The following is a 24,160-nucleotide window of genomic DNA, read 5'->3' as shown; positions in this document are numbered from 1 at the left end:
GTCTCAGGAGATTAGGCGGACTGTGGAAAACTCAACCCTCAAATGCTCCGAGGGTCCAATCGCCCCGCTTATTTAGGCGGTTTGGAGAAAGGCTTTGATCTTTTAGCGGCGAGTCGCCTAATCCTCTCCTTTACGATTATGAGTTCAAACCTGTCTGACATTTCCCACGATCAATTGGCTGTTCGCCGCCAAAAGCTTGCGGACCTGCGCGAAAAGGGCGTGGACCCATTTCGCACCGATTTTCAGCCGACTCACTTCTCGTCGGAGGCAGTGGCTGCATTTGTCGAAGGTGCGGAGCCGGAGGATCAGCCCACTGTCAGCGTCGCGGGGCGCCTCATCGTTATCCGCAAAATGGGTAAGGCGCAGTTCGTCAAGATCCAGGATCAAGCAGGTATCATACAGCTCTACGTTCGACTCGATGGAATTGGGGCCGACGAGTATGCGGATTTTAAGAAGCTCGACCTTGGCGACATCATTGGTGTGGAGGGACAGCTTTTTCAGACCAAGACCGGCGAAATCAGCATTCGCGCTTCCAAGTACGCTCTGGTGTCGAAGTCTCTGCGTCCACTGCCGGAAAAGTTTCACGGTCTCACAGACACGGAGCAAAAGTACCGTCAGCGTCACCTGGACCTGATCATGAACAAGGAATCCCGCGAGCGCTTCTTTAATAGAAGTCGCCTCGTAAGCGGCATCCGTCGCTACCTTGAGGAGCGTTCCTTCCTCGAGGTCGAGACACCGGTCTTCCAGACCATCGCCGGTGGCGCCGCAGCTAAGCCGTTTGTGACCCATCACAATACCCTCGACCGCGACTTTTTCATGCGAATCTCGCTTGAACTCTATCTCAAGCGCCTCTTGGTCGGGGGCTTCGACCGTGTTTTCGAAATCGGGCGCAACTTCCGCAACGAGGGTATCTCCCGTCGCCACAATCCGGAATTTACGATGCTCGAGGTTTACCAAGCGTATTCGGACTACCGCGGTATGATGGAGCTGATCCAAGGCTTGATCCGTCACCTCGTGACCGACGTGCTCGGCGGCAAGGAAATCAAGATGCCCGACGGTGAAGTTATCGATTTCATGGGCGAATGGCGTGAGGCCAAGTACAAGGATCTCGTATGCGAAAAGGTGGGCGATCCGGACTGGTTCTCCAAGAGCAAGGAAGATAAGCTGGCGAAAACCAAGGAGCTCGGCCTCGATTGCCAGGCAGACTGGGAAGACTATGAAGTCTCCAACGAAGTCTTCGGCAAGTTGATCGAGCCCTACCTCATCCAGCCGACTTTTGTCACTCATCTGCCCAAGGAGCTTTGTCCACTCGCCAAGATCACAAAGGGCGACGATTCGACGATCGACGTTTTTGAGCTCTGCATCGGCGGCATGGAAATCGCACCTGCCTATTCCGAGCAAAACGACCCGGACGTACAGCGCGAGATGTTCGAGAAACAGGCTGGCGAAGAGACTCAGGATATGGACGAGGACTTCCTCGAAACGCTCGAGTACGGCATGCCTCCCGCTGGAGGCTTAGGTATGGGAATCGACCGCATTGTTATCTTGCTTACCGAAGCGGAAAACATTCGGGACGTGATTCTCTACCCGCAGCTTCGCTCGTAAGGGCGACGCGGATACGCGAATGAAATTTACAGCAGGACGGCCTCTTCGGAACCGTCCTGCTTTTTTTGAGCACTTAACGGGCTTGCTTCCGTCAGCCGCTTACTAATTCTTGGAACCCAATGCCTTGGTACCTTTACATCGCGATTCGCCACACCTTTCCGAAGGGGAAGCGTTTGCCGTTTTTCACGATCATGTCGGTCACGGGTGTTGTGCTGGGAACCTTGGCGTTGGTCGTGGTGTTGAGCGTTTTTAACGGATTCGGCCATGCCATCCGCGAAGTGGTTGCCGACACCACGGGCGACTTGAAGGTCATGAACGGCCGCATCTTTGAGGACTACGAAGACAAGATCGATTTGCTCACAGAGTCGCCACTTGTGGATTCGGCAGCTCCCTCGACGTTCGGTATGGTAATGCTACAAGCAGGGAATCGACCGATTTTTCCCCAAGTGCAAGGTATCGAAGTGGACCGAGAGCGTAAGATCGTACCGTTGGACGATTACATCCGCTATGGAAATCTCGATGAATTGGACGACGATTCCGTGCTCATCAGCTCTGGTATCGCCAACACGCTTCGTATCCGCGTGGGAGACGAGGTAGACATTTATACGCCGCTCATGATCGAGCGTCTCAAGCAAGATGAGGTGTTGCTGCCACGTTTGATGCGAGTGGCAGCCGTCTTTGAAACCGGATTTACCAAGATCGACGAGAATACCGTGATCACGACGCTGCGCACCATGCAGGACCTTTATGGACTAGGAGACGGCGTACACGCCATAAAGGTGAAGCTGAAGCCCGGCGTAGACGCCGATTTCGCTGCCCGCGAACTGCAGGGCAAGTTTGAGCCCCCATTTCGCGTTTCAACCTGGCTAGAAAGCAACGCGGACTATCTTGCCATCATCGAGTTCGAGAAGCGCATGATGTTTTTTATCCTGCTGATCATCGTACTGGTGGCATCTTTTTCGATCGCGACGTCCCTCTTTACTTCTGTGGTAAAGAAGACGCGCGAGATCGGTCTGTTCACTTCGATGGGCGCGACCAGTCAGCAAATCATCGCTTGTTTTTGCCTGCAGGGCTTTTCGGTTGGAGTAGTGGGAACCGCGATCGGTTTCGCACTCAGCTTCGCTCTGCTCAGTGCCCGTGAAACGATCATCGATGCAATATTCAGCGTGATCGGCGGAAAAGAGCAGACCATGCAGTTCTATTTTTTCTCGGAACTGCCGGTGCACTATAAGCCTGTCGACTTAATCGTTATTGCCGTTTTGAGCATTTCGATAGCGACGCTGGCAGGGCTCGTGCCTTCGATTAAGGCTGGCTTGCTAAAACCGGTGGAGGCTCTGCGAAGTGAGTGAGTTAGCTATCGCTGCAAGCGGAGTCGCCAAGTCTTACGTGACTGGCGAAGCGACACTGGAGGTGTTAAGCTCAGTGGAGCTTTCGGTAGGTAGAGGAGAATTTGTCAGTATCCAAGGCGAGTCTGGATGTGGAAAAACTACATTGCTCAATGTGCTGGCAGGGATAGAGTCACCAGATACTGGATACGTACAATGGGGAGGCGATCGAATTGAGAGCCTTGGCCGGAACGCTCTGGCGGTCAAGCGAGGCCGGTATCTCGGTATAGTATTTCAATCGTACTACCTCGTCCCAGAGATTGATTCGTTGCAAAACGTACTCATGGCTCGCCGCATCGTAGACGGGCGCGTTGGTAAGTCGCAGGTTGACGAGGCAAAAGCTATGTTAGCAAAGGTGGGTCTTGGCGATCGCTGTCACCAAATGCCAAATACCCTTTCGGGAGGCGAACGACAGCGAGTGGCCATCGCGCGAGCCTTGATCACGAACCCGGCGGTTATCCTCGCTGACGAGCCTACGGGCAACCTTGATGAGTCCACCGGAAACCGTGTGATGGATCAACTGCGTGGACTTTGCCGAGAGTTCGGGACTTCACTCGTGCTGGTCACACACAATCCGGAACACGCGGCTCTCGCAGATCGCCAACTTACTTTATCCCAAGGAGCAATCCACTAACAGTATTCCCACTAAACTCTGTCACCATGAGCGAATCGAAACTAAAATGTGGCGTAGCCGGCGTAGGCTACCTCGGTCAGCACCATGCACGTATCTACAACGAGCTTGAGAACGTAGAGCTCGCTGGGATATTCGAAACCAATGCCGAGCGGGCGGCAGAGATCTCGGAGAAGTTCGGTTGCCCCGTATATTCATCGATCAAGGAGTTAGGTGCGGTTTGCGATGCCGTTAGCATCGTGGTTCCCACTGACAAGCATCATGAGGTGGCGTTGCCGTTGCTCGACTGTGGCTGTCACTTGCTAATCGAAAAGCCGATTTGCCAAAGCTTAGAAGAGGCGGCTGATATCCTCGAGAAGGCTAAGGCCGCGAACTTGCTGGTGCAGGTCGGTCACATCGAGCATTTCAATCCAGTTATGAGTTTCCTAGAGGATGCTGTTTCCGCGCCTAAGTTTATCACCGCAGATCGCTTGGCCCCATTTCAGCCACGGGGAACGGAGGTGGGTGTGACTTTGGACCTCATGATCCACGACATTGGAATCGTGCTGCAGTTGGTAAAGTCGCCGGTCAAGCTTGTGCAGAGCGTGGGCGTAAGCGCTCTTTCTCCAACCGAAGACATCGCGAATGCTCGTATTGAGTTCGAGAATGGTTGTGTCGCAAATTTGAATACAAGCCGCGTGAGTAGCAAGAAGCTGCGCGAGATCCGCGTTTTTCAGCCGACTGGTTACCTTTCGCTCGATTTCATGAATCAAGCCGGTCATGTGGTGAACATCGAAGGCGGAGAGATGAAGACTTCGGAAGTTCCCATCGAAAAAGGAGAACCTCTCAAACTCGAGCTCGCCAGCTTCGTGGAGAGCGTCAATGAGCGAAAACAGCCAAAAGTCGGCGGCGAGCTTGGCAAGACTGCCTTGGAGTTGGCCATCACGATCACTAAACAGATCCGCGAACGTGCGGCGATGTAGTAGCAGTAAGATGTATACATGACAGCCGCTCTAGATTTTTCTTTTCCTAGGCCAACAGACAGTCCAGTCGATGTGCTGGTCATTGCTGGTGAACACTCCGGCGATGAGCATGCAGCTCGCATGATCAAAGCTGCTCGGGAAAAGAATGGAGATCTGAAAGTGTGCGCGGTGGGCGGTCGACACTTGCAAGCAGCTGGAGCTCAATTGCTCTTCGACCTCACTCAGTATTCAGTTGTTGGATTCGTTGAGGTTCTAAAAAATTACAGGGAGCTAAAGCGACTTTTCGATGAGATCGTCGGATGGATCAAGGAACATCGCCCCAAGGCAGTCGTGTTCGTGGACTATCCTGGCATGAACTTACGCATTGCAAAGCGATTGTCGGAAGAGGGCATATCTTCCCGCTCTGGGGGCGCGACAAGACTGCTCTATTACATTAGCCCGCAGGTTTGGGCGTGGAAAGAAAAGCGTAAGTTTGAGATGGCGAAGATTCTCGACTCGTTAGCGGTTATCTTCCCGTTCGAGGTCGACGTTTTTGAAGGGACACAGCTCGAAACTCGCTTCGTGGGACATCCCTTCCTGTCGAGCGACTATGACCTGCCAGTCAACTATGATCCAAGTGGTCCGATCTTACTCCTACCTGGAAGTCGCCGGGCAGCCATTGGGCGCATCGCTCCGGTTTTGTTCTCAGCGTTTAGCGAGTGCTTGAAGAGCAAGTCAAAGCTGAAGGCCGTTTGCATCTACGCTTCAGAGGACTTGAAGGAGCTGCTGCAGAGCATTTTGGGGAAATTTCCGGACGTGGCGGAGCGGATCGAACTAAGACCGAACACCGATTCTCTGGGGGCACGTGCGGTTTTGACGAGCTCAGGCACCATGTCTTTAAATTGCGCTTTGGCGAATATACCCGGTGCAGTGGCGTACCGGACTCATCCTTTGACTTACGTCATGGGACGGATGCTGGTGAAGATTCCCTACATCGGAATTGCTAATGTATTACTCGATAAGCCTCTTTATCCTGAATACATTCAAGGAGCTGCTACCAGAAAGCGCTTAGCAGCGGAGATATCTGACTGTATTGAAAATGTGGATCGCATCAAGCAAACCCGAAACTGGGCAGCTGAGTTGAGGGAGCTTTTGGATAAACCGAGTTCAGGTGGCGTAGCCGATTGGTTGTTGGAGTACGTCGATAAATAGATTTTTTGCGGAGCGTTTCGCGGAGTTTTTCTTCGTTTCAGCCGTAACCGTTGAGCGAAGTTGGGGTAGGCATGGGAAACATCCTGCTTCGCGCTCTCTTTCCCTCGGATGGGTATCGAGAGGCGTGCTGTGGGATCAATTTCTTGAACTCAACCACAATTCTAATGCGCTTTTTCAATGGTAAGTTTTGGAGACGCCAATGGCTCGAATGGCGTCTGAGCCTATTCGTAATCGTCTTTGTCGTCGTCCCCGTCAAGTCGAGCTTCGCCGACTGGAATTGGGTTCCGAGTAGCTCGATGAACCCAACGATACTCGAGGGGGATCTTGTTTTCGTGAACAAGGCGGCCTACGACCTTAGAGTGCCGCTGACATGGAAAAGGGTGAGTCGATGGAGCGATCCGCAGGCTGGTGATATCGTGGTCTTGTTTTCGCCGGACGACGGTATTCGTTTGGTGAAGCGAGTGATCGGGGTGCCGGGTGATACCTTGGAGATGAAGAACAATATTCTCTTCCTGAATGGAAAGCGACTCAAGTACGACCTCTTGCCGGATAACGCGATTGCGGGACTGGAACCAGATTTGAAGGCGCGATCGGTTTTCGCAAGGGAGACAGTGGGGAGCCGTGAGCATGCGGTAATGGCGATCCCTGCAATTGCTACTCCACGGCGAAGCTTCGGTCCAGTCCAGGTACCGGAAAGCAAATACTTCGTGATGGGAGACAATCGGGATGTAAGCCAGGACTCGCGGTACTTTGGGTTTGCTGACCGCGAGCAAGTTATAGGCGAAGCAACGCGAGTGATTGTCTCATTCAACATTCTTGACAGTTATCAGCCGCGTCTGGGCCGTTTCTTCAGCAGGCTGGACTGAGGTTGTAGGCCCATTGATGGCAGGGTCTTGACTCGCAGAAGACGGTGCGATTAGTGAGCGGCATGGTTTTGAATGAAGACTCTTTGCCGCGTTCAGCGGTTGCAGTTTACTCAGGGGGGATGGACTCGACGGTGATGCTCTACCGCATGCGGGAGCTCGGGATTGAGATCAAAGGCGCGCTCAGCGTGAACTACGGGCAGAAGCACTCTAAAGAGCTGGAAGTGGCGGCGAGCTATTGCCGGGAATTGGGGATCCCGCATAAGGTCGCGGATCTGAGCGGGCTACAGGACATTTTTGGGAAGAGCAGCTTGACCAACGCGACAGAAGAGGTTCCAGAGGGGCATTACGAGGAAGACCAGATGAGGTCCACCGTGGTACCGAACCGAAACATGATTCTCTTGGCGACCGCTACATCGTGGGCGATTTCGCTCGAGGCCGAGGCGGTGGCTTACGCAGCCCATGGAGGCGATCACGCCGTCTATCCAGATTGCCGGGAAGCGTTCGCCACAGCCTTGGATGCAGCCATCCGCCTTTGCGATTGGAGCGAGGTATTTCTCTACCGCCCGTTCGTTCGCTCGAACAAGGCGGAGATTGCGGCGATGGGGGAACGGCTAGGAGCTGGGCTGGAAAAGACCTGGTCTTGCTACAAGGGCGGTGCAGCGCATTGCGGTCGCTGCGGAACCTGTGTCGAGCGCCGAGAAGCTTTTCACCTCGCGGGTGTCGAGGATCGTACTGAGTATCTGGAAACGGCGCCCTCGGTGGGCGATCTCGTGAAATCAGGCTGGAAACTGTAATTAGGTTTGCTAGGTACTGACTGTTGGGTGGTGGTAGCCTTTCGATAACTATGTTTACCTGCAAGAAGACTTATGCGGATATTCCGTTCGCTCACCGGCAGCATCGGCACGATGGGCATTGCGCGCAGATCCACGGTCACAACTGGAGCTTCACCTTCACCTTCGGGTGCGAAGCATTGGATGAGTGCGGTTTTGTAGTGGACTTTGGCAAGCTCAAGCCGATCAAGGCTTGGATCGAAGAAAACCTAGACCACGCTTGCGTTTTCAATCACGACGATCCGTTGCTGCAGGATATTCTAGCGATCAACGAACAGAGCGGTTGCCGTGTTTATCAACCGTATATTGTAGATTTGTGTTCCAGCGAAGGGATCGCTCGACACCTCTTCGAAGTGATGGATCCTAAGGTGGGTGAAATGACAAACGGGCGAGCTTTTCTGACTTCGGTAGAGGTGATAGAGGACGCCAAGAACAGCGCGACCTACGAGCCAGTAAGATCGTAGTTTAAATTTGGATATGGGAGAGCGATTGAATACTTTGCCAGTGCACGAACGCTTTCACTCGTGGCAGGGTGAAGGCATGCATTTGGGGCGCTCCGCATATTTTATCCGGCTTTTTGGCTGTCCGGTGCACTGCCCTTGGTGTGACTCGGCAGGGACTTGGCACCCGGACTATGTTCCGAAAAATGTTGATCGCTTTACACCAGAGGCTCTAGCGGACGCAGCCCTTGAGAGCGGTGCGAAGTTTGCGGTTGTGACGGGAGGCGAGCCAGCGATCCATGACTTGAGCGGGCTTGCTGCGGCGTTGAAGGAGCGAGGGATAGCCAGGCATTTGGAGACGAGCGGCGGATTCGCGATTCGGGGCGATTTCGATTGGATAACGCTCAGCCCCAAATGGCAGAAGTTGCCTTTGATGGATAACCTGCCACTTGCCTCAGAATTCAAGCTCATCGTGGAAAATGGGGAGTCGATCGATAAATGGATTTCTACCATCGGCTCAAGCTTCAGTGAAGCGAGACCCGTTTGGCTGCACCCAGAGTGGTCGCAGCACGAAAATGCTGAGGTGCTAGAGTCGATCACACGCTGTGTGAAAGAGCGAGGGGACCCTTTTCGGGCGGGCTACCAGATGCATAAACTCTATCGCGCGGATCTGCTGGATCCGAATTCCCGAGCGTCCGCTCCTCTGGGCGGCGACGAAGCTAAGGGCCATTAACGCTTCGCGATGCGTTTCAAGACCATAGCTGTATCCAATTATCGGAACATCAAGTTCGCTCGCTTGGATGTAAGTGCGGATCGCGTTTTCTTTCTCGGTCGAAATGGCCAGGGGAAGACTAACCTGCTTGAGGCGATGGGTTACGTCACATCCCTGAGGGCATTTCGAGCCCGGGAAAACGAGACCTTACTGGGTCCGGAGTCTCCTCAGTCGGAAATACTCTACGAAATCGAGCACGAAAAATTTGACGAAGTAGAAGCCCGCGTTCGGATCAAGAAAAAAGGCAAGGAGGTTTACCTCGACCGCGAGGCGGTGCGTCGCGCGTCGGAATTCGTGGGACGCTTTCCTGCGGTGACACTTTCTTCGGAGGACTTAAGCATTGTGCGAGGATCTCCAGGTGGGAGGCGCCGCTTCATCGACACCTTTTTGTGCGGCATCGACCGAGACTATTATGTCGCCCTTCAGCGTTACCAGAAGTGTATCCAAGAACGCAATGCGCTGCTGAAGAAAGGGGCCGCCTCGAACTTGATGAAACCTTTCGAATCTCAGATGGTGCAGCCTTGCCTAGAAGTTATTCGTAAGCGGGAGCAGGTCATCGGGGAACTGGGCGGAATGGCTAGTCGCTTCTACGAAACACTTTCCGGATCGTCGGAGGAAATCGGGGTAAGCTACAAACCGAACGCTTCTCCAGATAATGAGAATGCTTATTGGGATTTGCTAGAGAAAAACCGAAGACGCGACGAGATCCTGCACAGCACTAGCAAGGGTCCCCATCGCGACGATTTCGAGTTGACGCTCAACGGTCGACCTGCAGCCGACTTTGCCTCAGACGGGCAGCAGCGAAGCATCGCATTGTCGTTAGCATTTGCTACGATAGCTTACTGGCGAGAGTGTTTTGGGGTATGCCCAGTGCTGCTAATCGACGATGTCCTGGGTGAGCTCGATCCCGAGCGGCGCGAGCGTTTTTGGAACGCCCTAGACGAAGGTATCCAATTAATCGCTACGGGAACTGAATTGCCGAATTGCTCAAGCGGTAGCGATTGGTTGGTCTACCATGTAGAAGATGGCTCTTTCGGGCTGGCTTAGTTATCGCCGTGGAGCCTGTTCCAGCGGCTTGTGAGAGAATACGCCGCATCATAAATTTGTTCGAGATTGGTGGGCTTGGCGAATATCTGGAGTGGAGCGGCACCTAGGTGTTCCTCAACCTTGTCTCTCGTGTCATCGGGGAATCCGGTCATGATTACGAAATTCATTCGATGATCGAAATCTAGGAGTTGCTTGATCGTCTCTACGCCATTCCATCCCTTCATTCTCATATCTACGAATGCCATTTGAATAGGAGCATTGTACTTGCGCTGCGTTTTGCAAAGCTCGAGGGCCTCCTCTCCCGATAACGCGGAATGTACGATAAAGTTGTAGATCCTCTTTTTGATATCCACCATTTGTTCTCCAGCGGTCGAAAGAGATGTCTCCTCTTGGTCGCTATCCGGTTGTAGGCAAGTGCTGAACATTTGGTGAATTGCCGGCTCATCGTCTATTATCAAGACGTTGCGGTAGCGTAGGCTCGTTAGGTCGTGGAGGCTTTTCATTGTACTATTGGGGAGATAACGGGAGGGGTGACACGAGGGGGACTCACATAAATAAATCGGACCGTAATTTGAGGGACGAATAGCAATTGCGAGTTTTGACCGGGCTTTTACAAGACGGGCGTTTTTGCTCATCTGGCACGCCTTCACGAGAGGGAATACCGCTGCGTAATGGCGTAAATCCATTCGCTCGCTTTCCCGAGCGATAGCCTAACAAATGTCGCGAGGTTGCCTCAGAGAGCGGCTTCGAGGATCTCCACCAGCTCGAACTTGGTAAGCTCGATGGGGTTGCCTTTCATGCTGCTCGACTTGGCTGATTTGCGGGCAGCCTCTTCGATCTGGGAATGTTCGAGGCCCAGTTCGCCCAGAGACTTGAGGGGCAGGTCGTTGCAAAGGGATTCAAACCAGGCGAGAGCATAGGAAGCTTTGGCCTGTGGGTTGCCCGTCAAAAGGGTTGCCACATCGTCCATCTTAGCACGGCTTGGGTTATCTTTGTCGCGCGTGTCAAAGGCACGTAGGTTGGCGGAGAAACACGAAATGAGCAGGCTCGCACAAATGGCTCCGTGTGGGGCAGGGATCATGCCGCCTAGAGGACCGGCGAATCCATGGATCGAGCCGAGCTTGGCATTGGCCAAGGCGATGCCGCCGCAAAGGCTGGCAGCGCAGAGATCGCTTTTGGCCTCCGTATCCAGTTCTTCTTTGCAGGCGGATCTGATGGATCGGGCAGCGAGACGAAGGCCCTCGCGAGCGATTCCGTCAGTAAGCGGATTGGAAAATTTGGATAGGTAAGCTTCGAGGCATTGGATCAGTGCGTCCATTCCTGTGTAAGCGGCTATTTCGGGCGGCAACTTATAGGTCAGCTCCGGATCGACGACGGCCCAGGTCGGAAGCATGGAGGCACTGCGCAGGCTGACTTTGACGCCCGCCTTCGGAACACCGATGACGCTATTGCGGGTGACTTCCGCTCCGGTGCCAGCGGTGGTAGGCACTGCCATGAAGGGTAGGGATTTCTCGGAGAGCGTTTTGCCTTTCCCAACACCTTCTAGGTAGTCGATCAGTTGCCCTTCGTTGGTTACAAGGGCGGCTACCGCTTTGCCCGTGTCGAGAACGCTGCCACCGCCGATGGCGATTACGCATTTGGCGCTAGCTTCGCGAGCGGAGTCGCTGGCGATCGTGACGGATTTGACGTCGGGTTCGCCTGCGATGGGGTGGATGAATACTTCGAAACCGCTTTGCGTGAGGAGGCCGATGAGCTGGGCGTATCGCTTTGAGTCGCTTCCGGTGAGGACGAACAGCGGCGATAGCGATCCGTCGAGCAAGCTGGGTATCGTTTTTGCGATGCCTTCGCCGAATTGGATGTTATTGGATGTGGCAAAGGAGAAGGACATGCAAAGACTCAGTGAGATGTGGGCGTTAGTAAAACGGCCTAGGAGCCGAGCTTGGCTCTTAGGGCAGCGTTCACGTTAGCCGGCACGAATTTGGAAATGTCGGCTCCGAATTGGGCCACTTGCTTCACGAGGCTTGAGCTCGTGTAGTTATAGCCTTCTTTCGTCATGAGGAGGATGGTTTCGATCTCCGATGCGAGGTGTCGGTTCATCAGGGCCATTTGGAATTCGTATTCAAAATCGGATACTGCCCGCAGTCCGCGAATGAGGGCGATGGCTCCTTCTTGTTTGGCCAGATCGACTAGGAGACCGCTGAAGGTCATGACGGTGGTATTAGGGATGTTCGTCAGGTTTTCTTCTACGAGCTTCATGCGCTCTTCGGTCGAGAAGAATGGGCCTTTGCCAGCGTTTTCGGCCACTGCGACGATGACATTGTCAAAAAGTCGGCAGGCGCGCTGCAGCACGTCCAAGTGTCCGTGGGTGATAGGGTCGAAGGTGCCGGGATAGATGCCAATCTTCATAAGCCGATAAAAACGAGGACGTTGCGGAACTGAGGAGTTTTTGGCAATGACGGAATGTCGGGGGCCAGTTTCGATTGGGCAAATGAGTCGGAGCGTGGGTTTGGAGTTGCGGGATAGGGGCCATCCTCAGAGAAGCGAGTCCATGAGTTTGCCTAAGTTTATTTTGGCGTCCCAGTCGCCGCGTCGCCGCGATCTGCTAGATCGTATCGGAGCCACGTTCGAGGTGATGCCCGCCGATGTGGAGGAATTCGAGGAAGGGCATGGCGATCCGGAAGGGATGGTCCGCCACAACGCCCAGCTGAAGGCCGCGTTTATCGCGGACCAGCACCCCAGCCGTTTCGTTTTGGGGTCCGATACTACAGTGCACATTGACGGCAGGGTCTTAGTCAAACCAGAGGATCTCGACGACGCGCGTCGCATGCTGAAGAAACTCGGAGGTCGCACCCACATCGTGTATACCGGCTTCGCTCTCATCTGTCGGGAGAAGAAGGTTGAAGTCGTCGATGGCGCCCGCAGCGAGGTGACCTTCAAGCCTTTGGACGATGCGATCATCGACGAATACTTTTCTATGGTAAATCCATTGGATAAGGCAGGGGCCTATGGCATCCAGGAGGGTACGGGTTTGATCATCGACTCTTTCGTAGGCTCGCACTCGAACATCATGGGTTTGCCATTGGATGAAACAAAGGCTCTGTTGGAGCGTCACAACTTGCTTTGATTGTAGTTTAAATGCCTGTGTCTACCCCGCCAGACAAAGATACCGATACCTTTGTGCACCCGCTCAAACGGAAGGTTAAGCGTCGGCGGACCTACTCTCGCGACCAAGTTTTGGTCGGTGTCCTGGGGACGGTACTGGCCCACATTTGGCTGTTTTACATGTTGTCGCTAGGGTTGCTGAAGACTCAACCCGTCGAGTCGGAGGATCCTTATCGGGAATTCAGCATCGAGCTGGCTCAGCCCGAGGAGGAAGAGGAGGAGCAGGTCTACACGGAGACCAATCCCGATGTGGCGGAAAACGAGCCGGACGAGACGAACCGGTTCGCGGCTAGGGATCAACAGGCGGCGAACGAGGAACTGCCGGATGAGATCGATCCTGAAAATCGACCCGCGGTGGAAAGCGATGACAACGTCGAGACGGATCAGACAATCACGGGAAGCTTGGACGAACCTTTGCTCGCTCCACCGCCGTCTCCAGATCCCTCCGAGCAAGCTGCGCAGGAGGCTCAACAGCAGCAGGCCCAACCGCCTTCTCCCAACCAACCATTATTGCAAGCGGTTGAAGACAGTTCGGTAGCCCAGCGAAACGAAGTCCCACTTTTCGGTTCGCAGGAAGAACGAGAGGATGAGTCGGGGATAGCCGACTACGATTACTCGAAGTTGGAAGAGGCTCCTACCAATGTTACGGATTTAGTGGAAGGAGAGGAAGAGGATGGCGAGGATGAGAAAACCGTCGAGGATAGTCCCGCAGTTTCCGCCAGCGTAGCCCGTATGCCAGTGGAAGGACTAGAGTCGGAAGATGGTATACCCTCGCCGAGAGCCCGTCCGCAATTACCTCGTTTGCCGTCGGCTCCCACCCGGAACTCGACGCTTGGAGTTTCCACCGTGGGAAAGCTGTCGGTCGATGCTAAGGCAAGCAAGTTTGGAGAATACATGGAGCGCTTGATCGAGACCGTTAAACTGAACTGGGACGACTTGGTGCAGAGAAGTTCCGCGGAAGAGCGTCAAAGCGTGGTCAAGATTCGCTTCATGCTGAACAAGGAGGGCTTTGTGACCGACATTGAGATTTTGGAAGGTACGACTTCTCGTGCCATAGGCATCTATATGTGTCGCCAAGCGATAGAGCGTAGCGTCCCTTTTGGTCCATGGCCGGAGGGGCTAGTCGATTTATTCGGCGACGAGGAAGACGTGACTTTCAACTTCCACTACTACTAGAGGTGCCGGCGAGGGAGTCGGATAATGTCAGTGGTGAATGTGTCGTGCTTTTGCATGGGCTTTGCCGCACGGCTCGGTCGATGGAAACAATGCGACCGCTGTTCGAGAAAAGTGGATACGCGGTAGAGAATATAGGTTACCCGTCGCGCCGTATGCCCGTTTCCCAGCTAGCGGAATTGGTGCGAGCGAAACTGGAAGGAGTAGCCAAGCGTTTCGATCGACTTCATTTCGTCACCCATTCTATGGGCGGTATTCTTTTGCGGCAGATTCTGCGAAGCGACCGAATCGCCAATCTCGGTCGCTGTGTGATGCTAGCGCCACCAAGCAAAGGCAGCCATGTCGTGGACAGGCTAGGGAGCTGGTTTTTCTTTCGATGGCTCAACGGGCCTGCAGGCTGCGAACTTGGCACGGGGTCGAACGCGGCGCCGGTGTTGCTTGGTCCTGTAGATTTCGAAGTAGGCGTCATCGCGGGTACTCGCAGCATCAACGTGATACTATCGCTAATGATTCCAGGTCCCGACGACGGAAAGGTCGCCGTCTCTCACGCTCGACTCGAAGGGCAAAGTGCGTTTCTCCAAGTACCGATTTCGCATTCCTTCATCATGAGAAATAAGGTTGTACAGGCAAACGCGCTGGCATTTTTGCAGACTGGAGGATTTCTTCGTGAATAGTAATGGATCCCGCAGCAAAAGTTATGGAGGTCGACTTCTCCAAGTCCCAACCGGAAATCAGAGCGGTGCGTTTCGAGGTCTTTGTCGAAGAGCAAAGAGTGCCGGCTGAAATGGAAATGGACGAGTGGGATGAACGTTCGCGTCATGTGCTCGCCTACTGGGGTGGGCGAGCGGTGGGAACGGGGCGTCTATTGCCGAACGGGCATATTGGACGGGTAGCTGTCTTGGAGGCGTTTCGCGGCAATGGTGTCGGGATGCTTCTGATGCACGAGCTGATGCGGATGGGGGAGACAGCCGGGATGGCAAGATTCATCCTATCCTCCCAAACTCAAGCATCCGCTTTCTATGAGCGTCTTGGATTTTCGAAGCACGGCGGGATCTACGAGGAGGCCGGGATTCCACACATCGAAATGGTTTTTACGACGTAGTAGCGGCGAGCAGCGGCCCGGGATCTTGTAACGTAAATGTTCAATACAAAGGCGCGGTAGAATCGTTTTCAGGATAGAGTTGGCATCGACCATGCTTAAAAGCTCAGGCAAGACAAATTGCTCAGATTAGAGCACGAACCGAGAGCTGATACTATGAAGATTGAAATACCTAGAGACTGCGATCGCCTTGGAGCGGTACAAATATACGGCCTACAGAAAGTTTACGAACTCGATAGCGGGGGAAACTCAGGCCAAGTGGATACGACACACAACAACGTAATCCGAAGTATTCCATCCGAGGCACTTTACGAACGACAGAAGAATATGGCGATCGTAGTGCCCGTGAAAAACGAACGCCTAAAGCTCATCGAAGGTGTTCTAGTTGGCATCCCACATCCCTGCCAAATCATCGTAGTTTCGAACAGTCCGAGAGGCCCCGTAGATCGCTTCCATATCGAAAAGGAAGCGATTACAAATTTCTGCAAGTTCACTAACAAAAAGGTTTTAGTCGTTCACCAAAAAGACGCTGGCATCGCGAAGGCGATAGAGGTGGCCGGCTACGGCGAGCTGCTCGGCGAGGATGGGCTCGTACGCTCTGGTAAGGCCGAGGGCATGATTATGGGAACTTTGCTCGCCCGCTGGTTGAACAACAAGTACATCGGCTTCGTGGACAGCGATAACTACTTTCCAGGCGCGGTGCACGAATACGTTCAGGAGTACGCAGCCGGCTTCGAAATGTTCGATACCGACAGCACCTTTGTTCGCATTTCTTGGAATTCTAAGCCGAAGGTCATGGAAAACTCGCTCTTCTTCGCGAAGTGGGGTCGGAGTTCGGTCCATTCTAACAAGACATTGAATCTCTTGCTGTCACACTTTAGCGGATACGAAACAGAGGTCGTTAAGACCGGAAATGCTGGTGAGCATGCCCTCACAGTTGACCTAGCCCTAAACCTCGAATACGCTTCTGGTTATGCGGTCGAAACGCACCATTACGTGAATATCATTGAAAGTTGGGGAGGCATCCTTCCGCCGAATGATGCGATTGCACTTCGGGACAAAGTCACGATCTGCCAGATCGAGTCACGTAATCCGCACTTGCACGAGTCGAAGGGTGACGAGCACGTCGAGGATATGATCGATGCGTCTTTATCCGTGATCTACAACTCCCCGCTTTGTCCGGAGCTCCTTAAACGAGAGATCGCCGAGGAGCGCGCGGTCCGGTTGAAGCTCGATAAGCCGGAAGGAATCGCTCCAGTTCGTATCTACAGTAATTTGAGTAACCTAAATTTGGATACTTTCTTGGAGCACTGCGAGGCAGCCTTCAGCAACGAATCCGAGTCATTGTCCCTCGTGTAAGCCACCACCCGTCGCTGCACTCATCCCCTGCACCCCCATTCATGGATTCTAGAAAGATAGCAATTTTCACAGATTTAGATGGTACGTTGATCGACTTCAACGACTATTCTAGCGAGCTGGCACGACCTTATGTACTACAGCTCATCGAGCTCGGTTACCTTGTCGTTTTCTGCTCCTCGAAAACGTTCGAGGAGCAACGGGTGCTGCAAGAGGAACTCGGCATAGAGATGCCATGCATTGTGGAGAACGGCAGCGCGATCGTTGCTCCACCGGGGTTTTGGAACGAGGCGATCACGCCGGTGCGGATGGTGAACGGTTGGCAACGGGTTGAACTTGGAAAACCTGCCGCCGAGATTCGACTACGACTCGCTCGGGTGGAATCGAAGTTTGGCGAGTCCCTGCACGGCTTCAGTCGAATGATGACCGAGGATGTGGCGAGTATCACGGGATTGGACGTCGGATCAGCACGTCGCGCTCAAGAACGCGAGTATAGCGAAACACTCTCAGCGAAGCTACCGATCGATGTATGGGAAAGTTTGGATTCATCTTTTGATTACGAAGGTTTGAAGTGCCTTCCCGGAGGTCGATTCCACACAGTGATCGATAGCTTAGCCGATAAGGGTGCAGCTATACGCAAGTTCATGGAATTGTGGAAGGCCCAGTCTGACGAAACGCTCGTTTCTTTCGGACTGGGTGATAGCGAGAACGACCAAGAACTTTTGGAAAACGTAGATTGGCCGCATTTGGTTAAACGTCCAAATGGCTCTTGGGCTGGAATTTCCGGCCGTCGTATTGAACGAGTAAATGGGGTGGGTCCACGTGGCTGGATCAAGGTCGCTAAGCAGCTTCTCGGCGAGACACCAGCTGAGGTTTAAAGCGTTACCTAGTTCGGATTTTCTCTAGTAGCGGGTAAGTTGCTTGTCTACTCCGCACGGGCAGCCTGAGTCCATGGTGCGACCTCGTAGGCTGGGGTTCGTCTTACCGCCATGATAGCTGATGTCGAAAAGCTTGACCGATTCGAAGGCGGCTTTCGCGAGGCTTGCTGCAGTTTCAGGGTGGGTATCCGTCGACCGGTTTTTGGCGGCTTCGATTAGCGCCTTCACAACACTGCTTGTGAACTCGCTTCCTTTTTCCCCTTGTTCGATACCGTATGCATCTTCGAAGGTGCCGTCGCCTAAGGTTTCGACAGCGCTCGAGTAGGTGTATTCGTTATTTTGACACGCGCTGAGAACGCTTTCCGTATTTGGTATGCGGAGCAAGTCGCCTGAAAATCCTTCAGCATTGTTGGTGTCGATTATGAAGTTCAAGTGACAGGTCTTAAGTTCGTCGAAAATCGCCGCTAAGTCTTCCGGATAGAATTTGAGCTCAGGCTTTCGGCTTCGATCCTTTCCAGCGTAAGCGAAGGGAATATCTAGCGAGACTTCTTCGCGGTAAGCTGTTTTAGCGATCGAGGTTTCACCGGTTAGGTAGACAATAATTTCTTCGCAGCAGTCGTTGAAATCGACATGGATGTTGATGTAGTTGATCAACTGATAAATGCCTGTCCCTTTGGGAGAAGAGAGGTCGAGATAGGGACGCTTCTCTCCGGTGGCTGGATCGAATACAAACTCTTGAACATTGTATCCATTAGCTGTCAGAGCTGCCGCCATCGACTCGAGGTTGCCCTTCGTTTCCGCGCTTTGGTTTAGGTCTTCGAGGTTGTGGATTAGCAAGGCGTAGGCTCGCTTCTCGTTTGTGCAACGGTCGGCGACCATACGTGGCGGCCAATCAAGTGCAGTGTGGGCGAGGATCGATTCGGAGTCGCGTTGAGGTGTCCGCTGCGTCCAAGACCTGTCGAAGAAGACGTTGTCGTCTGCTAGAAGCGCGGTTGTACTTGGCCAAATAGTATCGTAGTTGAGAACGGGGACGTTTGATCGACTGTAGATAGTGATCTCCGGCTTTTCGTAGGTGAGAAGAGCGTAGGCGGTCGGGTGCCGGAAATAAGCGCCTGGTTCGTAATCAATGAACGCAAGCCACTCGTATTGATTAGGGTGGTACATGTTGTTTCCGCGAAGCTCACCGAGGGAGTCGTTACGCTTTAGCAATTCCTCGACCAGCGTGGCTTGCGCCCCCCGGACGACCGCTCCACTCGATTCCCTTGAGAAAGCGAGACTTAGCTTCGTCGACGCTGGTTACTTCATCGGTTTCCGCCGTTTTAGGGGCCGGTTCTTGTCTTTGGTCGCTACAGGCCGAGAGGGCAAGAGCCGCCACGAAAAACAGCAGTTCTCTGGCTGCTTGTTTCGTCTTCATGGCTACTTCGGCAAAGTAGCTAATCCACCGCTAAAAGTAAAGTAGAAAATCTAATTATAGTTGGCCATAAATGAGACAGAAAAGGCGACCTATAACGAGGCCGCCTTCGCGGAGAATGCGTGTGGTTTTATCGCCGCAGGTTGGTTCATTTCTGGCGATTCAATTCCTTGAAGCCGATGTCGCGACGGAGGTACTTAGACTGGAAATCAATCTTGTCACAGAGAGCGTAAGCCTTATCGGCTGCGGTCTTGAGGTCGGGACCGAGCGCGGTGACGCCGAGCACGCGGCCGCCGTTGGAAACGACGTTATTATCCACATCGAACTTAGTACCAGCGTGGAAGACGATTTCGTTTTCGCCCACTGAATCAGGCAGGGTGATGACTTCGCCTTTCGGATACGAGCCTGGGTAACCACCGCTGGCTAACACGACTACCATAGCGTAGTCGGACTTCACTTTAACGTCGATGGAGCTGAGTTTGCCCTTGGCTGCAGCCAGCATGATTTCGATGGGATCCGTTTCGAGACGCGTGAGCAGTACTTGGGTTTCCGGGTCGCCGAAGCGGGTATTGAACTCTAGAACCTTGGGCCCGCTCTTGGTAATCATGAGCCCTATGAAGAGCGTTCCGCGGAAGTCGATGCCCTCTGCGGCGATGCCCTCGACGGACGGCTTGACGATATCGCGTTCGATTTCCGCCATCAGGTCGTCGTTAATTAAATCGGCCGGCGAGTAGGCTCCCATGCCGCCGGTGTTGGGTCCGACGTCACCTTCGTAAGCTTGCTTGTGGTCTTGGCTCGTTGGGAGGATGACGTAGTCTTTGCCGGAGACAATGACGTGGATGGACGTTTCCTCACCGAAGAGACACTCTTCGATAAGCACTTCCTTGGAGGCATCTCCGAAAGCTCCGCCATCGATCATGTCAGTCACGGTCTTGGAAGCTTCGTCAAAATCTTGCGCGATGATGACGCCTTTACCGGCAGCGAGTCCGTCCGCTTTGATGACAATGGGCATGGAGGCGGTTTCGAGATATTCGATGGCGGCGGCCGACTCAGTGAAGCTGGCTGCAGCGCCGGTTGGAATTTTATACTTGAGGAGAACTTCTTTGGTGTAGTTTTTGGATCCTTCGAGGCGACCACCGTCTGCCTTCGGCCCATAAGCGAGAATATTTTCGTTCTGCAACTCGTCCACGAGTCCGAGAGTGAGCGGTACTTCGGGACCAACGATTACGAAGTCCACTAACTCTTTTTTTGCGAGTGCGACCAGACCTGCGATGTCGTCAGCCGCCACGTCGAAGCAGTCGCAGTCTGCAGCGATGCCTGGATTTCCTGGGGCGGCGATAGTGCGTCCGACAAGGGGGCTTTTGACGCAGGCGGCGGCGAGGGTGTGTTCGCGGCCGCCGGAGCCAACGACGAGGGCAGTGAGAGGAGAGTTTTCAGACATGGGTTTGGGAGTTTGGGAAGGCTGCGGGGATGTCAATTGTTTTGGATCGAGCTGAGTTACTTCAACCAATGCAGAGTTAGCTTTCGGGATACTTTGCAGATTCCTACTTGATTCAACCGTCGAGGGGGCATGAGATAGGGGATCTGCACTTATATTAGACAGGCTCGAGGGATGAGCGTAGGCTTACGCTGTCAGATGTCCCGGAAACAGGTTTTTGAACATAGCTGATTGTCGGAGGTGCTCTATCATATGGAGGAAGGAATTATAACTCGAAGTGTCGAGCTCGCTGAGCGTTGGCAAAAAGAAAGCAACCGTCTGAAGTCGAAACGACAGATCGAATTTGACGAGAAGGTTGCGAAGATGGTGCGGAATCCGGTCAACAAGGTTTTCCTTACGGAGCTTATCGACCAAAGCTTTCGCCCTAGGGACTCGAAACGAGTCGCCGACCAAATAGCGTATTTGATCGGTAAATACAAAAACGTAGACCTATTCGATTCCTTCGAATCGCTTTTGATTGAACTTTTCAACAAAGTGGGAAAGCGGGTTCCTAGTGTTTCCGTACCCGCTATCGTGGGGCGTATCCGATCGGAAACCTCTGGAGTCATTTTGGATGGGGAAGAGGAAGCTTTATCGAAACACGTCAGCCGCCGAAAAAAGGAAAATATCGGTTCTAACGTAAACATCATCGGGGAGGCTCTTCTCGGAGAAGACGAGGCGGTCAAGCGTATCCAAATTTACAAGGACGCGCTGGAGTCGGATACAGTTAACTATCTCTCGATCAAGATTTCGACAATCTATTCGCAAATCACTCCTCTCGCATTTGATGAGACAGTGGAGGTTTTGGTCGATCGTTTGAGCGACTTGTTCGCCTGCGCTCAAAGGTGCCGCCATGAAGGAGAGTCAGGCGAGATGCAGGCCAAGTTTATCAATCTCGATATGGAGGAGTATCGGGATCTAGCGCTGACGGTAGAGGCTTTTCAAAAGACCTTGGACAAACCGGAGTTTAAAGGACTGAGGGCGGGAATCGTGTTGCAAGCCTATTTGCCCGATTCCTATTACTGGCATCGAAAGCTTACGGAGTGGGCTAAGGCCCGCGTCGGCGGCGGAGGGGCCCCTATCAAACTGCGTATCGTGAAGGGGGCGAATATGGATATGGAGCAAACGGAATCTTCCATGCGTGGCTGGCCGCAAGCTCCTTATCATGAAAAGCTGGATACGGATGCGAATTACAAGCGAATGCTTCGCTACGCCCTGCAGCCTGAGAACGCCCGTTGCGTGGAGCTGGGAATCGCTTCGCACAACTTGTTCGAGCTTGCTCACGCTCACCTGCTCGCTCGGGACTTGAGTTCCGAGAAGCACATGGTCTTCGAAATGCTGGAAGGCATGGCCGATGCCACGGTCAAGGCTCTGCGAAACGACGACCTACCAATCTTGCTCTATGCTCCGGTAGCCACAAAGGAGCACTTCACGCACGCTATCGCGTACTACGTTAGGCGTCTCGACGAGAACACCAGTCCACAGAACTTTCTTACTCATAGCTTCAATCTCGAACCCGGCGACGAAGATTGGGCCTTTTTGGCAAACCAATTTCGCTTTTCATTCGGCCGGATCGAGCGGCTGAGGAGCGAAGCATTTAGGACGCAGAACAGGCTCGACGAGAAACGGTCGTCCTTGCAAACCACCTTCGGCAATGATCGTTTCAAGGAAGAGCCGGACACGGACTGGACCTTAGCGGCTAGTCGAGATTGGGCTGAATTGATTCGAGGGAAGTGGAAAGCCGTCCCGAATGGGAAGGTCGAAGAGATTCCCATCTCAGTTGGCGAAGAATTCTTGTACGAAAATTTGGATACAGAAGGGATTATTGATCACTCCCAGTACGAAAAGAATTTGCCGATTGCCCGCTACGCCTTGGCCCGAATCGAAGATATTGATCGGGCGATGGAAATCGCGGCTAATGACGAAAGTGGCTGGGCTGAGATGACACTCGCCCAGCGACACGAGACCTTGAGCGCTGCAGCTCAGGAGCTGCGGGATGCTCGCGGCGATTTGATAGGAGTCGCCGCTGCCGAGGTCGGGAAGCTCTTCAGCGAGACGGATCCTGAGGTTTCGGAGGCGATAGACTTTGCGGAGTTTTACCCCTTCGCCATGCAGCGCTTTGTTGAGCGGACGAATTTGGAATTTGAAAGCAAGGGAGTCGGTGTGGTCATTCCGCCATGGAATTTCCCCATAGCGATACCTGCCGGAGGGGTCCTGGCTTCGCTAGCAGCGGGCAATAACACGATACTCAAGCCTTCCCCACAAGCCACCTATTGCGGATGGATCATCTGCCAAGCCTTGTGGAAGGCGGGAGTTCCGCGCAAAGCCCTGCAGTTCCTGCCGTGCAGCAACGATCCGGAAGCCAGTCACCTTGCAGCGCATCCGAAAACAGCCTTCGTGATTTTCACCGGTAGCACGAGAACCGCGCTGAAGATGCTGCAGAAACGTCCACAGCTTCCGCTGTATGCAGAGACAGGCGGGAAGAACGCGATGATAATTTCGTCGATGGCCGATCGTGACAAGGCGATCGCGGACGTCATCCAGTCGGCATACGGAAATGCAGGCCAGAAGTGTTCCGCAACTTCACTGGTGCTGCTGCAGCGTTCCCTCTTTGAGGATAAATCGTTTAAAGCGGCTTTGGTGGATGCCGCTAAGAGCCTGCCGGTGGGATATGCTTGGGAGTTCAAAAGCAAGTTTGGGCCGCTGGCTAATCCGGTCGGTGGACCGCTCAAAAAAGCAATTGATACGATCGGGGAGAACGAAGAGTGGGCGCTCCAGCCGGAGGTTTCAGAAACGGATCCTCACATGGTGACACCCGGAATCTTGTGGAATGTGTCGCAGTCGTCCTTTTGCTACCGAAAGGAATTGTTTGGTCCGGTCATCGGTGTCATGCGTTATGAAACGCTCGATGAGGCCATCCGTCTCGTTAACGAAACAGACTACGGCTTGACCTCTGGTATCCATTCTTTGGATGAGAGAGAGATTGCGAAATGGCGCGAGGAGATCCGAGCCGGGAACTTGTATATTAATCGCGGAACGACAGGGGCGATCGTACTCCGTCAGCCGTTCGGCGGAATGGCTAAGTCGGCCATTGGTCCCGGAGTGAAGGTCGGGGGCTGGAACTATCCGCTCGAATTTTGCGATGCGGTGGAAAATGGATTGCCGCGTGATCGCCGTCCCAACGATCCGCTTTTGACGCGATTCGATTTCATGATCGAGAGTTTCCCCGAGCAAATAGAGGAGACTGATGTAGTACGGCTGCGGGCTGCGTTTGAAAGCTCGCTCTTCGAATACGAAAACGTGTTTAGCAAGATCGAGGACTATTTCAAAATCCGAGGGGAGACGAACCAGAGCCGATATTTAAAGATTCATGACATGGCGGTGAGGGTCGAAGCTTCAGACTCTCCTTTCAGCATTTTCTCGAGGTTATTCAATGCGTACGTCTCAAAAACGGAACTGACGATCAGCGTCTCTCCAGAGGTGTCGGAGGAATTGCGAGATTGGTTGAGAATGCATGCTCCGGACCTGCTGGCGGAGTTCGTGGTTGAGGAGCAGAGCGAACTCTGCGCGAGGATGCTGGAATATGAACGTATTCGCTTCGCTAGTCCGGAACCTGTTTCAGACGAGCTTTGGGAAGCCGCTGCGAAGCGGGGCATCTACGTGGCGGCGAGTCCGCCTTTGATCGATGCGCGTTTGGAATTGCTACTATATTTCCGAGAACAGTGTGTGACGCATTGCTATCACCGCTACGGAAACCTTGGACAGCACCAGCTCGATGTGCACGCAGCGGATGTACTCGCTCCGGGAGCATTGCCAGAGGAAGTGTATCGAACCAATGGATATGAAGACAGCGAGGAAGACGAGGAGTAGGCAAC

General features: G+C 53.5%; 23 protein-coding genes. 17 read left to right on the top strand and 6 right to left on the bottom strand.

Translation table 11 applies throughout. From position 1 onward, the window contains the following. Positions 1-138: 138 nt before the first annotated feature. The 10 genes from lysS (at position 139) to QEH53_RS06405 (ending at position 9,729) form a co-directional block, all read left to right on the top strand. Positions 139-1,605 carry a lysine--tRNA ligase gene (gene lysS / locus QEH53_RS06450; protein ID WP_309022330.1) on the top strand — a complete coding sequence of 489 codons (1,467 nt, stop codon included), beginning with the start codon at positions 139-141 and terminating at the stop codon, positions 1,603-1,605. A 119-nt stretch (positions 1,606-1,724) separates the two neighbouring features. Then, positions 1,725-2,954 (top strand): ABC transporter permease, encoded by a 1,230-nt coding sequence (locus tag QEH53_RS06445; RefSeq protein WP_309022329.1) that lies wholly within the window; start codon positions 1,725-1,727, stop codon positions 2,952-2,954. Continuing rightward, the gene (locus tag QEH53_RS06440) at positions 2,947-3,624 is read left to right on the top strand and encodes an ABC transporter ATP-binding protein (RefSeq protein ID WP_309022328.1); all 678 of its coding nucleotides are present in this window, start codon (positions 2,947-2,949) and stop codon (positions 3,622-3,624) included. The genes QEH53_RS06445 and QEH53_RS06440 overlap by 8 nt, the downstream gene beginning before the upstream one ends. A gap of 26 nt (positions 3,625-3,650) precedes the next feature. Next, complete coding sequence (locus tag QEH53_RS06435; protein WP_309022327.1) at positions 3,651-4,583, top strand: Gfo/Idh/MocA family oxidoreductase; 933 nt, start codon at positions 3,651-3,653, stop codon at positions 4,581-4,583. An 18-nt stretch (positions 4,584-4,601) separates the two neighbouring features. Continuing rightward, the gene (gene lpxB / locus QEH53_RS06430) at positions 4,602-5,774 is read left to right on the top strand and encodes a lipid-A-disaccharide synthase (RefSeq protein WP_309022326.1); all 1,173 of its coding nucleotides are present in this window, start codon (positions 4,602-4,604) and stop codon (positions 5,772-5,774) included. 164 nt (positions 5,775-5,938) lie between these two features. Further along, positions 5,939-6,640: a signal peptidase I gene (lepB, locus tag QEH53_RS06425; RefSeq protein WP_309022325.1), complete on the top strand. Its 702-nt coding sequence runs from the start codon at positions 5,939-5,941 to the stop codon at positions 6,638-6,640. A gap of 62 nt (positions 6,641-6,702) precedes the next feature. Continuing rightward, positions 6,703-7,434 carry a 7-cyano-7-deazaguanine synthase QueC gene (queC, locus tag QEH53_RS06420; protein WP_309022324.1) on the top strand — a complete coding sequence of 244 codons (732 nt, stop codon included), beginning with the start codon at positions 6,703-6,705 and terminating at the stop codon, positions 7,432-7,434. A 50-nt stretch (positions 7,435-7,484) separates the two neighbouring features. Continuing rightward, on the top strand, positions 7,485-7,934 hold the full coding sequence (locus QEH53_RS06415) for a 6-carboxytetrahydropterin synthase (RefSeq protein WP_309022323.1): 450 nt from the start codon (positions 7,485-7,487) through the stop codon (positions 7,932-7,934). Between the two features lie 13 nt (positions 7,935-7,947). Then, complete coding sequence (locus tag QEH53_RS06410) at positions 7,948-8,643, top strand: 7-carboxy-7-deazaguanine synthase QueE (protein ID WP_309022322.1); 696 nt, start codon at positions 7,948-7,950, stop codon at positions 8,641-8,643. Positions 8,644-8,652: 9 nt separating this feature from the next. Further along, entirely contained in the window at positions 8,653-9,729 is a 1,077-nt protein-coding gene (locus QEH53_RS06405) for a DNA replication and repair protein RecF (protein WP_309022321.1), read from the top strand. Here the strand turns inward: QEH53_RS06405 and QEH53_RS06400 are convergent. The 3 genes from QEH53_RS06400 to coaD all read right to left on the bottom strand — a co-directional run bounded on the left by QEH53_RS06400 (position 9,726) and on the right by coaD (position 12,135). Beyond that, a complete protein-coding gene (locus QEH53_RS06400; RefSeq protein ID WP_309022320.1) occupies positions 9,726-10,232 on the bottom strand; it encodes a response regulator in 507 nt (168 codons plus the stop codon). The genes QEH53_RS06405 and QEH53_RS06400 overlap by 4 nt on opposite strands. Positions 10,233-10,462: 230 nt before the next feature. Beyond that, positions 10,463-11,617, bottom strand: coding sequence for an iron-containing alcohol dehydrogenase (locus QEH53_RS06395; protein ID WP_309022319.1), 1,155 nt, complete (start codon positions 11,615-11,617; stop codon positions 10,463-10,465). Positions 11,618-11,655: 38 nt separating this feature from the next. Then, entirely contained in the window at positions 11,656-12,135 is a 480-nt protein-coding gene (gene coaD / locus QEH53_RS06390) for a pantetheine-phosphate adenylyltransferase (protein WP_309022318.1), read from the bottom strand. 142 nt (positions 12,136-12,277) lie between these two features. Here coaD and QEH53_RS06385 point away from each other — a divergent pair, with 142 nt between their 5' ends. The 6 genes from QEH53_RS06385 to QEH53_RS06360 all read left to right on the top strand — a co-directional run bounded on the left by QEH53_RS06385 (position 12,278) and on the right by QEH53_RS06360 (position 17,397). Then, complete coding sequence (locus QEH53_RS06385; RefSeq protein WP_309022317.1) at positions 12,278-12,853, top strand: Maf family protein; 576 nt, start codon at positions 12,278-12,280, stop codon at positions 12,851-12,853. A gap of 11 nt (positions 12,854-12,864) precedes the next feature. Then, positions 12,865-14,067 (top strand): hypothetical protein, encoded by a 1,203-nt coding sequence (locus tag QEH53_RS06380; RefSeq protein WP_309022316.1) that lies wholly within the window; start codon positions 12,865-12,867, stop codon positions 14,065-14,067. Positions 14,068-14,069: 2 nt separating this feature from the next. Continuing rightward, positions 14,070-14,738, top strand: coding sequence for an alpha/beta fold hydrolase (locus QEH53_RS06375; RefSeq protein ID WP_345785702.1), 669 nt, complete (start codon positions 14,070-14,072; stop codon positions 14,736-14,738). 2 nt (positions 14,739-14,740) lie between these two features. Beyond that, positions 14,741-15,166 (top strand): GNAT family N-acetyltransferase, encoded by a 426-nt coding sequence (locus QEH53_RS06370; protein ID WP_309022314.1) that lies wholly within the window; start codon positions 14,741-14,743, stop codon positions 15,164-15,166. 153 nt (positions 15,167-15,319) lie between these two features. Further along, the gene (gene mpgS, locus QEH53_RS06365; protein ID WP_309022313.1) at positions 15,320-16,522 is read left to right on the top strand and encodes a mannosyl-3-phosphoglycerate synthase; all 1,203 of its coding nucleotides are present in this window, start codon (positions 15,320-15,322) and stop codon (positions 16,520-16,522) included. A 41-nt stretch (positions 16,523-16,563) separates the two neighbouring features. Next, positions 16,564-17,397 (top strand): HAD-IIB family hydrolase, encoded by an 834-nt coding sequence (locus tag QEH53_RS06360; protein WP_309022312.1) that lies wholly within the window; start codon positions 16,564-16,566, stop codon positions 17,395-17,397. Positions 17,398-17,421: 24 nt separating this feature from the next. Here the strand turns inward: QEH53_RS06360 and QEH53_RS06355 are convergent, their stop codons facing one another. The 3 genes from QEH53_RS06355 to purD form a co-directional block, all read right to left on the bottom strand. Beyond that, positions 17,422-18,606 (bottom strand): hypothetical protein, encoded by a 1,185-nt coding sequence (locus tag QEH53_RS06355; protein WP_309022311.1) that lies wholly within the window; start codon positions 18,604-18,606, stop codon positions 17,422-17,424. After that, complete coding sequence (locus tag QEH53_RS06350; protein WP_309022310.1) at positions 18,593-18,811, bottom strand: hypothetical protein; 219 nt, start codon at positions 18,809-18,811, stop codon at positions 18,593-18,595. The genes QEH53_RS06355 and QEH53_RS06350 overlap by 14 nt, the downstream gene beginning before the upstream one ends. 145 nt (positions 18,812-18,956) lie before the next feature. Continuing rightward, positions 18,957-20,249 carry a phosphoribosylamine--glycine ligase gene (gene purD / locus QEH53_RS06345; protein ID WP_309022309.1) on the bottom strand — a complete coding sequence of 431 codons (1,293 nt, stop codon included), beginning with the start codon at positions 20,247-20,249 and terminating at the stop codon, positions 18,957-18,959. A 249-nt stretch (positions 20,250-20,498) separates the two neighbouring features. On the opposite strand from purD, the gene QEH53_RS06340 reads away from it, so the two are divergent. Continuing rightward, entirely contained in the window at positions 20,499-24,155 is a 3,657-nt protein-coding gene (locus QEH53_RS06340; protein WP_309022308.1) for a bifunctional proline dehydrogenase/L-glutamate gamma-semialdehyde dehydrogenase, read from the top strand. The last annotated feature ends 5 nt before the right edge of the window (positions 24,156-24,160 follow it).

Source organism: Pelagicoccus sp. SDUM812002 (assembly GCF_031127835.1).
GTDB lineage: Bacteria > Verrucomicrobiota > Verrucomicrobiia > Opitutales > Opitutaceae > Pelagicoccus.
This window is presented reverse-complemented; position numbering and strand designations above follow the sequence as displayed.